The following is a 12212-nucleotide window of genomic DNA, read 5'->3' on the forward strand; positions in this document are numbered from 1 at the left end:
GGTTAATCCATCCTTTCTAATCATGGTTAACAAATTCGAAACACGCGCGGCGAAATTGCAGCCGGTATTTTTCACATCCCTAAAATTTGGGATACGGACGGTACAAAAAAGCCTGGAAAACCGAGATCTTCCAGGCCAATTTGCAAGTCCGGTCTTATGCCGTCAGAAGCAATCCCTGAAAAGCGCCTTGGTATTTTCGAGCGTCAGTGCGACCGGATTGCCGCCCGCACTCGGATCCTCGATCGCCATGGCCGATAATTCATCGATGCGATCGTCCGCGATTCCCATTGCCGACAGCGTTTCCGGCACCCCGAGCTCGGAACGGAGCTTCAGCACGTAGTCGTAGAATCCGTCGAAACCGCCTGAGATGCCGAGATAGGCGGCAGCGCGGCCGATCTTCTCCTCGATTGCCTTGCGGTTGAAGCGCAGCACCGCCGGCATCACCACCGCATTGGTCATGCCGTGATGGGTGTTGTAGACGGCGCCGATCGGGTGCGACAGCGCATGGATGGCGCCGAGCCCCTTCTGGAAAGCGACCGCACCCATGGCGGCAGCGGCCATCATATTGGCGCGGGCTTCGAGATCGGTGCCTTCCCTATAGGCGCGCGGCAGGAATTCCTTGACGAGGCGCATGCCTTCGAGCGCAATGCCGGCCGACATCGGATGGTAGAAGGGTGAGGAATAGGCTTCCAGGCAATGAGCGAAGGCATCCATGCCCGTGCCGGCCGTGATGATCTTCGGCATGCCGACCGTTAGTTCCGGGTCGGAGATGACGACGCCGGGCAGGAACTTCGGATGGAAGATGATCTTCTTCACATGGGTTTCGGAATTGGTGATGACGCTGGCGCGCCCGACTTCCGAACCGGTGCCTGCCGTCGTCGGCACGGCGACGATCGGGGCGATGCCCTCAAGGCTCGCGCGTGTCCACCAGTCGCCGATATCTTCGAAATCCCAGACCGGCCGGGTCTGGCCGGCCATGAAGGCGACGCACTTGCCGAGATCGAGGCCGGAGCCGCCGCCGAAGGCGACGACGCCGTCATGGCCGCCGTCCTTGAAAGCCTTGACGCCGGCATCGAGGTTCTTCTCGTTCGGGTTCGGATCGACGTCGGCGAAGATCGCCCGGCCGAGACCGGCATCTTCGAGGATATCGAGTGCGGTCTTGGTGATCGCCATCGAGGCAAGGCCGCGGTCGGTGACGAGCAGCGGCTTTTTGATGCCCAGGCTCTTGCAGGCGTCGGCCAGTTCCTTGATGCGGCCCCGGCCGAGCTTGACCGATGTCGGATAGCTCCAGTTTGCGGTGATGTTGCTGCTGCTCATGCTGTGACTTTCTTCAGATGGAAGGATTTCGGACGCGTCAGATTCTGGAAGCCGATGATCGAGAGCGAGCCGCCGCGGCCGGTCTCCTTGACGCCGGTCCAGCAGAGCGCCGGATCGAGATAATCAGCGCGGTTCATGAAAACGGTGCCGGTTTCGATTTCGCGGCCGAGCCGCGCCGCCCGCTCGACATCTTTGGTCCAGAGCGAGGCGGTGAGCCCGTACTGGCTGTCGTTCATCAAAGCGAGTGCGTCTTCGTCGCTCTTCACCTTCATGATGCCGACCGCCGGGCCGAAAGTCTCTTCGCGCATGAAGGCCATGGAATGGTCGACATTGACGAGAACCTGCGGTGCGAGATAGGCGCCGCCGTCATCCTGAGGGAAAAGCTTGGGATCGACAAGCGCCTTGGCGCCCTTGGAAACCGCGTCGGCGATCTGCTCGCGCACCACTTTGGCGAAGCGCTTGTGCGCCATTGGCCCGAGCGACGTCTCGGGATCGAGCGGATTGCCGAGCTTGTAGTTCGACACCCATGCGACCGATTTTTCGACGAAGGCGTCGTAGAGCGATTCATGCACATAGATGCGCTCGATGCCGCAGCAGCATTGGCCGGAATTGTAGGTCGCGCCGTCCATCAGCGTATCGACGGCCGCCTCAAGATCGGCGTCTTCCATGACATAACCCGGATCCTTGCCGCCAAGTTCGAGGCCGAGGCCGGTGAAGGTGCCGGCAGCCGCCCGCTCCATCGACCGCCCGCCTTCGACCGATCCGGTGAAGTTGACGAAATTGAAGCTGCCGACGGCAATCAAGGCCGACGTCGTCTCGTGATCGAGGAAGACGTTCTGGAACACATCCTCGGGAACGCCGGCCTCCATGAAGGCCTGCACCAGCCGCTCGCCGACAACAAGCGTCTGCGACGCATGTTTCAACACCACCGTATTGCCGGCCATCAGCGCCGGCGCGATCGTGTTGATCGCCGTCATATAGGGATAGTTCCAGGGTGCTACGACGAAGACGACGCCATGCGCCTCGCGCTCGATGCGGCGTTCGAAACGCTCGCTCTCCTCGACGACGAGAGGCGCCAGCGCGTCCGCCGCGATCGAGGCGACATAGTTGGAGCGCTCGTTGAAGCCTTTGTATTCGCCGCCATACCTGACCGGCCGGCCCATCTGCCAGGCAAGCTCAGGCACGACGACGTCGGACATCTCGTTCAGCCGCGCAGCACCCTTCAGCACCAACTGCACGCGCTCTTCGAGCGGCCGTTTCGCCCAGGCCTTCTGCGCCTTGCGGGCACGCGCCACCACATCTTTGGCGGCATCGAGCGAAAGTGCCGGACGCTCGGCATAGACCGAGCCGTCAACCGGTGAAATGCATTGGATCATTGCCATGATCGATTTCCTGTCCTCATATTATTCAAAATTCGGTGGGCGACCGCCCCTCATCCGCCTGCCGGCACCTTCTCCCCGCTCGCGGGGCGAAGGGGATTGCCGCACCTTTTCCGCACTCTCAAGCGATCCGTGCGGCAAATCCCCTCTCCCCGTCAGCGGGGGTCCGTAGGACGGGTCGAGACCAGTGGCTCGACCCCGGCAAGTCTCCTCTCCCCGCAAGCGGGGAGAGGTCGGGGTGAAGGGCAAGCAAACCGCAAATGCCTATTAAGCTCTTTCAAACCCGCGCGCTACTTCCCAGTCGGTGATGCGGCGATCATATTCTTCCTGCTCCCATTCGGCAGCGCGGGTGTAATGGTCGATCACGTCGTCGCCGAAGGCCTTGCGCAGCATTGCCGATTCCGTCATTGCGGTCGTCGCCGCGCGCAGCGTGCGCGGGATTTCGCGAATATCCTTGCCGCCATACGCATCGCCGACGAAGGGAGCTTCGAGTTCCAGCTTGTTCTCGATCCCGTCGATGCCGGCTGCGAGCAGCGCGGCGAAGGCGAGATAGGGATTGAGATCGGAGCCGCCGACACGGCATTCGATGCGGATTCCCTTGGTCTCCTCGCCGCAGAGACGATAGCCGGCGGTGCGGTTATCCTTGCTCCAGATCGCCTTTGTCGGCGCAAAGGTGCCGGCCATGAAGCGCTTGTAGGAATTGATGTAGGGCGCCAGGAAATAGGTGATCTCGCTCGCATGGGAAAGAAGCCCGGCGACGTAATTGTGCATCAGCGGCGACATGCCGTATTTGCCGGCATGGTCGAAGAACAGCGGCTTTTCCTCTAGGCTCCAGAGCGACTGGTGGATATGCGAGGAACTGCCGGCGGCATTGTAGTTCCACTTGGCAAGGAAGGTGATGGCCTTGCCCTTCGACCAGGCGATTTCCTTGCAGCCGTTCTTGATGATCGCATGCCGGTCGGCCATGGCGAGCGCATCGGCATAACGCACGTTGATTTCCTCCTGGCCGGCCGAAGCCTCGCCCTTGGAGTTCTCGACCGGAATGCCGGCGCCCTGCAACCCGGTGCGGATCGCCCGCATAACCTCTTCTTCCTTGGTGGTCTGGAAGATGTGGTAGTCCTCGTTATAGGCGCTGGCGAGCTTGAGGTTGCGGTAGCCGGAAGCCTGCGCCGCCTCGTAGCTCTGGTCGAACAGGAAGAATTCGAGCTCGGAAGCCATGTAGGCCTTCATGCCCAAGTCTTCCAGGCGCTTTACCTGCTTCTTCAAGATCGCGCGCGGCGAATGGGCGACCTCCTCATGCGTGTGATGGTCGAGCACGTCGCAGAGGACGAGCGCGGTGCCTTCGAGCCAGGGAATACGACGCAGCGTCGCCAGATCCGGCTTCATCGTGTAGTCGCCGTAACCCTTTTCCCAACTCGTCGCCTTGTAGCCGGAGACGGTCTCCATCTCCATGTCGGTCGCTTGCAGATAGTTGCAGCTATGCGTTTCCTTCCAGGCGCTCTCGACAAAATATTCCGCCTGGAAACGCTTGCCCATCAGCCGGCCCTGCATATCCACCTGGCAGGCTAGAACCGTATCGATGCGCCCTTCGGCAACATCCTTCCTGAGATCGTCGATTGTGTAGCTGCTGCTCATGATTGATCCGCCTGAAATTTGGAATTGAGAGATCGGGGCAACGAAATCGCATGCGCTCGGCCGGATGATGGCCTGATGCCTTTTCGTTGAACCGGTGATGGGGCCGCAGGATGCGGCCCCGCCATTTGAGAGGGAAGCCTCGATGCTTACTTTTCGCCGCTCTCGCCGACCGCCGCTTCGGCCGCCGCGATCTCGGCCTGGCGCTTTGCCACATCGGCGCCGATCGGCGGACCCTTGAAGCGCCGGCTTTCGAAACCGAACCAGACGATCGCTGTCAGCAAGAGGAAGCCAACGGTAACGTAAAGCGCAGCACCGTTCGGCGGCTGGATGCCGAGAATGAAGATCAGGATCATCGCGATCACAGTCAGCACGGCAAAGAGCTTGAAGACGCCTTCGCCGAGGTTCCACGGGCCCATCTTGTCCCATTTCGACGTGCCCCAGGCGAAGAGGCCGAGCGTGATCGGGATCGCGAAGGAGAAGAACAGGAAGATGACCGTGCACGAGACAACGATCGTGTAAACCGGCGTGTCACCGACTTTCATGAAATCGAGTGAGGTGAACCAAACGAAAAGCACCGACAGGATGGAGCCGGTCCAGATCGCAGCCACCGGCGTGCGATACTGCGGGCTGACCTTCGACAGCGCCTTCGATGCCGGCAAGCCGCCGTCCCGCGAGAAGGCGAAGATCATGCGCGAGACCGAGGTGACGGTGGCAAGGCCGCACAGCCACTGGCTGACCAGGATGGCGAGGTAGAGAATGTCCTTGACGATCGGGTTGACCTGGCTGTCCATCGCCCAAAAGAACACGTTCCATCCCTGTTTTGCCGCGTCGTCCATGTTCGGCAGCATGAGGACGAAGGCGCACAGCATGATGTAGCCGAAAAGCGCCGACCACAGGACGGACGCGACCATGCCGCGCGGCACCGACTCCGCGGCCTTCACGGTTTCTTCCGACGTATGCGCCGAGGCATCGTAGCCGGTGATGGTGTAGATCGGCAGCAGCAGGCCGACGAGGAAGACCCAGGCGCCCGAAGTGGATGGCCAGACATTGCCGCCGGCTTCGCCGGAATAGTTGGCAAAGGTGAAGAGACGGCTGATCTCGTAAGAGGGCGCTGCAATCAGGCAGACGGCCGCCAGCGCGATCGAGGTCGCGAAGATCAAATAGCCTGAAAAGTCGGTCAGCTTCGCGGTCAGCCCGATACCCATATGGTTCACGAGCGCCTGCGCGCCGGTGATGATGACGAGGAAGATGATGCGCACCAACGTCGTGTCCGTCAGCCCGAAATAGCTGGTGCCGAACGATCCCATGAAGAAATAATAGGTACCGACATTGATGGCGCCGAGCACGGTGACGAGACCGAGCAGGTTGAACCAGGCGGTCAGCCAGCCGGTGAAGCGATTGCCGAGGATCGAACCCCAGTGATAGAGGCCGCCGGCCGTCGGATAGGCCGAACTGATCTGCGCCATGGCGACGGCGAAGACGAGTGAGATGAAGCATCCCACGGGCCAGCCGATACCGATGGCGGCTCCGCCGGCGCCCGAGGTCGCCTGCGCCAGCGAATTGATGCCACCGGAAAGAATGCAGATGATGGAGAATGAGACGGCGAAGTTCGAGAACGAGCTCATGCGTCGTTCGAGTTCCTGGGCATAGCCCATGGAATGCAGGATGTGCACATCCTGCTTCTTATCAAGTTCGGTATAGTCCGACATGACTTCCCCCTGTTCACGATCGGCCGCGGGATTGCGTGCCGGTTCAGTGCCAAATTGCCCGCGACATTTGCGCCATGCGGACGTTCGCAGTTAGACTGCTCCCTCGGGTCTTCTTTTTATTCAGGCGTCCAGGCTTTGCTGGAGCAGCCCTTCTAGATAATCGGCCATGACCCCTTGGCCGATATCGTCTGCGATGAGGTCGTTGCGGACCTCGATCATCACATTGCGCAAGCCGTTCGAAAGCCCGTGTAGGATCAGCGTGTGGGTCACGCCATCCTTGGGCCCGTAAGGCTCGTTGCGTTCCGTCCGGTAAAGCGGCGCCTCGGCCGCAGCGTCGAGCATGCGGTCGGCAAACCGGCTATCCTCGTCGTGCAATATGCCGAGTTCGACGCCGCGCTGGTGGCCGTGATAGACCGGCGTGAAGCTGTGCATCGTCACGATGACACTGTCCTGCCCCCTCGCCCGGCGATCGCCGATCAGCCCGCGAATGGCATCGTGGAAAGGCACGTAGAGTGCGTCCGTGCGTGCAAGGCGCTCTTTGTCGGTCAGATCTTTGTTGCCCGGAATGGCGTAGATCTCGCTCGTCTCCGGCATGGCGCCTGGCGAACTCGGAGGACGGTTGCAGTCGTAGATCAGCCGGGAGAAACGCTGATAGACAAGTGTGGCGTCGAGCGCTTTGGAGATGCCGCGCGCAACCGCTAAGGCCCCCGGATCCCAGGCGATATGGCTCGATAGCGCTTCGCTGGACAGGCCGAGATCACCGAACCGGGCAGGAAGCGTGTTCGAAGCGTGCTCGCAGACGAGCAGCACCGGGCTGCGGCCGCCAATACGCTCGATCCCGACGCATTCGCCGTCGGCTTCGCTGAGGATTTTCGGCTGGGCCAGCACCAAAGGCGCCACTCCTATCCCTTAATAAAATATTTATAAGAAAAGAATTCTTCAGCTTTCGGCCGCTGTCAAGCATCCGCTGAAAGTTTCTTTTCATGACAGCAGTTGACATGGATTATGACAGCGTTGTTAACTTTGGGTGGGAAAGTGGCGCTAGACCATCCCGGGGAGCAAAGTCAGTGACAACTGCGTCGAAGACGGTTTCGGACGTCATCCACTCGCATCTTGGGGTGCTGACACGCGCCGAGAAGCAATTGGCGGAAAGCCTTCTCGACAATTATCCGGTTTCCGGCCTCGGCAGCATCACCACCATCGCCGAAAATGCCGGCGTCTCGACGCCGACCGTCGTGCGCATGGTGCAGAAGCTCGGCTTCAAGGGCTATCCCGATTTTCAGGCGCATCTGCATCAGGAGGTCGAGGCGACGATCTCCAACCCGATCGCCAAGCACGATCGCTGGGCGCAGAACGCGCCGGGCACGCATATCCTCAACCGTTTCGCCGATGCCATCATGGGCAACCTGCGCCAGACGTTAACCGATCTCGACACCGCGACCTTCGACAACGTCGCCGCGCTGCTGTCGGACCGCAAGCGCGGCCTCTATTTCGCCGGCGGCCGCATCACCGGCGCGCTCGCCGAGTACTTCTTCACCCATATGCAGGTGATCCGGCCGGCAACGACGCTGCTGTCGTCGAATTCCAGCAGTTGGCCGCAATATGTCCTCAACATGAATGCCGGCGACGTCCTGATCATCTTCGATATCCGCCGCTACGAACAGGAGATGGTGAGCCTTGCCACCGCCGCCCGCAAGCGCGGCGCAGAAATCGTGGTGTTCACCGACCAGTGGGGCTCGCCTGCCGCCAAGCTCGCCAAGCATGCCTTCCGCGTCCGCATCGAGGCGCCGTCCGCCTGGGATTCTTCCGTCGTCACCCTCTTCATCGTCGAAGCGCTGATCGAGGCTGTTCAGAATTCGACCTGGGACGAGACGAAGGAGCGCATGAAGACGCTGGAAGGCCTGTTCGAGCAGACCAAGCTTTTCCGCAAACCGGGTTAGGAGGGCGGCTAAAACAAAGGAAAAACAATGACGGCTTTTCGCGAAAACCGATGGCGCTGTCGCAAATAAACCATCCGTCGCAAACGCTTGCCATTCATGGCAAAATTAACGTCATCCAAGTGTCACACAAGCTTCATGCAAGCTCATTAACAGCATCGCAAGACACTGAAACCCGAAGGAGAACAACAGTGATCTCTAACATTTCTCGACTGCTTTCACTTTCTACTGCGATGATCGTGGCTTCGACCGCGATTGCCGCTGCTGAGCCGAGCGCTGAACTTATCGCTGCCGCCAAGAAGGAAGGCACCCTCACGACGATCGCTCTTCCGCACGACTGGTGCGGCTATGGCGACGTCATTGCCGGCTTCAAGGCCAAGTATGGCCTCGAAGTCAACGAACTGAACCCCGATGCGGGTTCGGGCGACGAAGTCGAAGCCATCAAGGCCAACAAGGGTAACACCGGTCCGCAGGCTCCTGACGTCATCGACGTCGGCCTCTCCTTCGGCCCCTCTGCAAAGAAAGACGGCCTGATCCAGCCTTACAAGGTCTCCACCTGGGATTCGATCCCGGACACCGCAAAGGATGCCGATGGCTTCTGGTACGGTGACTACTACGGCGTTCTCTCGTTCCTCGTGAACAAGGATCTCGTCAAGCAGTCGCCGGCCGACTGGGCCGATCTGAAGAAGAGCGACTACGCAAACACCGTCGCCCTCGCGGGCGACCCGCGCACTGCCAACCAGGCTGTCCAGGGCGTTTACGCTGCTGGTCTTTCCGCTTCCGGCGGTAACGCAGCCAAGGCAGGCGAAGAAGGTCTGAAGTTCTTCGCTGAACTGAACAAGAACGGCAACTTCGTACCGGTCGTCGGCAAGGCCGCTCCGTTCGCACAGGGCTCCACGCCGATCATCGTCGCCTGGGACTACAATGCTCTCTCCTGGGGTCAAAGCCTGAAGGGCAACCCTCCGTTTGAGGTCATCGTTCCGAAGACCGGCGTCGTTGCCGGCGTCTACGTCCAGGCTATCTCCGCCTTCGCTCCGCACCCGAACGCTGCCAAGCTCTGGATGGAATACCTCTATTCCGACGAAGGTCAGCTCGGCTGGCTGAAGGGCTATTGCCACCCGATCCGCTTCAACGATCTTGCCAAGAAGAACAAGATCCCGAAGGACCTGCTCGACAAGCTGCCGCCGGCAGCAGCCTATGAAAAGGCTGTCTTCCCGACGCTCGAAGAACAGGCTGCCGGCAAGGAAGCCATCACCAAGAACTGGGATTCCGTCGTCGGCGCCGCCGTCAAGTAATCTCCGATCCAGCCTCCCCGCCCAAAAGGCGGGGAGGCTTTCTCACTCCGACGCCCCAGGATGAGCTTTTCCATGAGCACCGTGTCAACGCCTATGGTGAGCAGCGCCCCCTTGATCAACCGAGACCGTGTGATCGACTGGCTGGGCATTGCACCCTTCATCATTTTCTCCCTGCTGTTCCTGATCATCCCCACGCTTTATCTTGTGGCGGGCGCATTCCTGACGCCCGAGGGCGACCTTACGCTGAAGAACATCGGCGATCTCTTTACCCCATCGATCATAAGCGCTTACTGGATCAGTATCCGCGTCTCGGTCGCCTCCGCCCTTGGCGGCGCGCTGATCGGCTTCTTTCTCGCCTGGGCCGTCGTGCTCGGCGGCCTGCCCGCCTCCGTGCGCTCGACGCTGCTGACCTTCTCCGGCGTCGCCTCGAATTTCGCCGGCGTGCCACTTGCCTTCGCCTTTCTGGCAACGCTCGGCCGCACCGGCCTCGTGACATTCCTCCTCCGCGAATGGTTCGGCTTCAATCTCTACGGCACCGGTTTCAACCTGCTGTCCTTCTTCGGCCTCACCATCACCTACATGTATTTCCAGATCCCGCTGATGGTGCTGATCCTGACGCCGGCGCTTGATGGCATGAAGAAGGAATGGCGCGAAGCCTCGCAGATATTAGGCGCCACCAACCGCCAATACTGGACGATGGTCGCAATGCCGATCCTCTGGCCGAGCCTGCTCGGCACGACGCTGCTGCTCTTCGCCAATGCCTTCGGCGCCATAGCCACCGCCTTTGCGTTGACCGGCAGCTCGCTGAATATCGTGCCGATCCTGCTCTATGCGCAGATCCGCGGCGACGTCCTGCACAATGCCAACCTTGGCTACGCCATCGCGCTCGGCATGATCGTCATCACGGGCGTCTCCAACATCCTTTACCTCATGCTGCGCATGCGCGCCGAACGGTGGCAGAAATGAAAGCGCAACGTCTCGGAGCCTGGATCGCCGTCGTTCTGGGCGCATCCTATTTCGTCATTCCGTTGATCGGCACAATCGAGTTTTCGCTGCGCATGCGCCGCGGAGAATACAGCTTCGATGCCTATGAATCGGTCTTCTCAGACGTTCAGTTCCGCGAGACCTTCGGCTATTCCATGCTAATGGCGTTGCTGACCATCGTCTTCGGCATGCTGCTCGTCGTGCCGACGGCCTATTGGGTGCGGCTGCGCCTGCCGCAGATGCGCCCCGTCGTCGAGTTCATTACGCTGCTGCCGCTCGTCATTCCGGCGATCGTCATCGTCTTCGGTTACCTCAGGATGTACAACTCCTCGTCCTATCTGCCGCTGACGGGTTCGACGACCGGCACCAACATCCTACTGGTCTTCTCCTATATCACGCTGTCGCTGCCCTACATGTATCGCGCCGTCGATACCGCCATGCGCGCCATCGACGTCCGCACGCTGACGGAGGCGGCCGAAAGCCTCGGCGCCCGCTGGACGACCATCCTGTTCAAGTGCATTTTCCCGAACGTCATGAGCGGAGTGCTGTCGGGCGCCTTCATCACGCTCGCGATCGTCATGGGCGAATTCACCTTCGCCGCACTGCTCAACCGTCCGGCCTTCGGTCCCTACCTGCAGCTGGTCGGCGCCAACAAGGCCTATGAGCCTTCGGCGCTTGCCGTCATCGCCTTCTCGATCACCTGGCTCAGCATGGGCCTGCTCAATCTCGTTTCCCGCTTCGGCAAAGCCGCCCCGGCAAAGGCTTAAGGTATCTGGCTCATGTCTTTTCTCACGCTGACCAACATTCAGAAATCCTTCGGCCCGGTTCAGGTCGTCAAGAACTTCAACATGAACATCGAGAAGGGCGAGTTCGTGTCCTTCCTCGGACCGTCTGGCTGCGGCAAGACGACCGTTCTGCGCATGATCGCCGGCTTCGAAACACCGACCGGCGGCACGCTGACCATCAACGGCAAGGACCAGAGCTCGCTGAAACCGAACCAGCGCAATATCGGCATGGTTTTCCAGGCCTACGCGCTGTTCCCCAATATGACGGTCCACGACAATGTCGCCTTCGGCCTCAAGGTCGCCGGCGCCCCGAAGCCTGAAATCGACGCCCGCGTCAAGGAAATGCTCGGCCTGATCAAGCTCGATCACCTGGCCGACCGCTTCCCCTACCAGATGTCGGGCGGCCAACAGCAGCGTGTCGCCCTTGCCCGCGCGCTTGCCGTCAAGCCGCAGGTATTATTGCTCGACGAGCCGCTCTCCGCACTCGACGCCAAGATCCGCGTGTCGCTGCGCGAGGAAATCCGCCAGATCCAGCAGCAGCTCGGCATCACAACGGTCTTCGTCACCCACGATCAGGAAGAGGCGCTCTCGATCTCCGACCGCATCGTCGTCATGAATGCCGGCAAGGCCGACCAGATCGGTTCGCCCTTCGAAATCTACAACACGCCGGCGACGCGCTTCGTCGCTTCCTTCGTCGGCACGCTGAACCTCATCGAGGCCACGGTCGTCGACCCCAACACGAACCGCATCCAGATCGGCGACCAGGCTGTCACGCTGAAGCAGTCGGTCGCAGCCCACAAGGCCGGCGAGACCATTTCGCTGGCGCTGCGCCCGGAAGCAGGTTCGCTCTCCGACAGCGCCAGAAGCGACACGGCGCTGACCGGTCAGGTCGTCTCGGCGCACTTCCTGGGTTCGGTCATCCGCACCCGCATGAATGTCGGCGGCAACGTCATCTCCTTCGACATGTTCAACAGCCCGGGCACCACCCCGCCGCAGGCCGGCGAAACGGTAACGCTGCGCTTCATGGCAGCCGACCTGCTGATCATCCGCGACTGATTTCGCCAATACTGCTGAGGCAAAAGGCGCCGCGAAACGGCGCCTTTTTCATTTCAGGTCGTCCGACCTGTCAGCAAACGTGATGCAGCCATCACCGCAAAGCACTTGAACTCTC

At 60.7% G+C, this 12212-nt stretch carries 10 protein-coding genes; 5 read left to right on the forward strand and 5 right to left on the reverse strand.

What is annotated here, in order from left to right:
* Nucleotides 1-162: 162 nt before the first annotated feature.
* The 5 genes from PO860_RS13645 to PO860_RS13665 all read right to left on the reverse strand — a co-directional run bounded on the left by PO860_RS13645 (nt 163) and on the right by PO860_RS13665 (nt 6931).
* Nucleotides 163-1317, reverse strand: a complete 1155-nt coding sequence (locus tag PO860_RS13645; protein ID WP_183608152.1) for an iron-containing alcohol dehydrogenase — start codon at nt 1315-1317, stop codon at nt 163-165.
* Entirely contained in the window at nt 1314-2699 is a 1386-nt protein-coding gene (locus tag PO860_RS13650; protein WP_273884258.1) for an aldehyde dehydrogenase family protein, read from the reverse strand. Before PO860_RS13650 ends, PO860_RS13645 begins: the two co-directional genes overlap by 4 nt.
* 264 nt (nt 2700-2963) lie before the next feature.
* Nucleotides 2964-4331 (reverse strand): glutamine synthetase family protein, encoded by a 1368-nt coding sequence (locus PO860_RS13655; RefSeq protein ID WP_183608150.1) that lies wholly within the window; start codon nt 4329-4331, stop codon nt 2964-2966.
* Nucleotides 4332-4477: 146 nt separating this feature from the next.
* Entirely contained in the window at nt 4478-6040 is a 1563-nt protein-coding gene (locus tag PO860_RS13660) for an amino acid permease (RefSeq protein ID WP_273884259.1), read from the reverse strand.
* Nucleotides 6041-6160: 120 nt separating this feature from the next.
* Nucleotides 6161-6931, reverse strand: coding sequence for an N-formylglutamate amidohydrolase (locus PO860_RS13665; protein ID WP_273884260.1), 771 nt, complete (start codon nt 6929-6931; stop codon nt 6161-6163).
* Between the two features lie 176 nt (nt 6932-7107).
* On the opposite strand from PO860_RS13665, the gene PO860_RS13670 reads away from it, so the two are divergent.
* The 5 genes from PO860_RS13670 to PO860_RS13690 all read left to right on the forward strand — a co-directional run bounded on the left by PO860_RS13670 (nt 7108) and on the right by PO860_RS13690 (nt 12097).
* On the forward strand, nt 7108-7980 hold the full coding sequence (locus PO860_RS13670; protein WP_183608147.1) for a MurR/RpiR family transcriptional regulator: 873 nt from the start codon (nt 7108-7110) through the stop codon (nt 7978-7980).
* A gap of 188 nt (nt 7981-8168) precedes the next feature.
* Complete coding sequence (locus tag PO860_RS13675) at nt 8169-9272, forward strand: ABC transporter substrate-binding protein (RefSeq protein ID WP_183608146.1); 1104 nt, start codon at nt 8169-8171, stop codon at nt 9270-9272.
* A 72-nt stretch (nt 9273-9344) separates the two neighbouring features.
* Nucleotides 9345-10238, forward strand: a complete 894-nt coding sequence (locus PO860_RS13680; protein WP_183608145.1) for an ABC transporter permease — start codon at nt 9345-9347, stop codon at nt 10236-10238.
* Nucleotides 10235-11023 (forward strand): ABC transporter permease, encoded by a 789-nt coding sequence (locus PO860_RS13685; RefSeq protein WP_273884261.1) that lies wholly within the window; start codon nt 10235-10237, stop codon nt 11021-11023. Before PO860_RS13680 ends, PO860_RS13685 begins: the two co-directional genes overlap by 4 nt.
* A gap of 12 nt (nt 11024-11035) precedes the next feature.
* Nucleotides 11036-12097 carry an ABC transporter ATP-binding protein gene (locus PO860_RS13690; RefSeq protein ID WP_273884262.1) on the forward strand — a complete coding sequence of 354 codons (1062 nt, stop codon included), beginning with the start codon at nt 11036-11038 and terminating at the stop codon, nt 12095-12097.
* Nucleotides 12098-12212: the final 115 nt, after the last annotated feature.

This window comes from Rhizobium binxianense, assembly GCF_028994275.1.
GTDB classification, from domain to species: domain Bacteria; phylum Pseudomonadota; class Alphaproteobacteria; order Rhizobiales; family Rhizobiaceae; genus Rhizobium; species Rhizobium binxianense.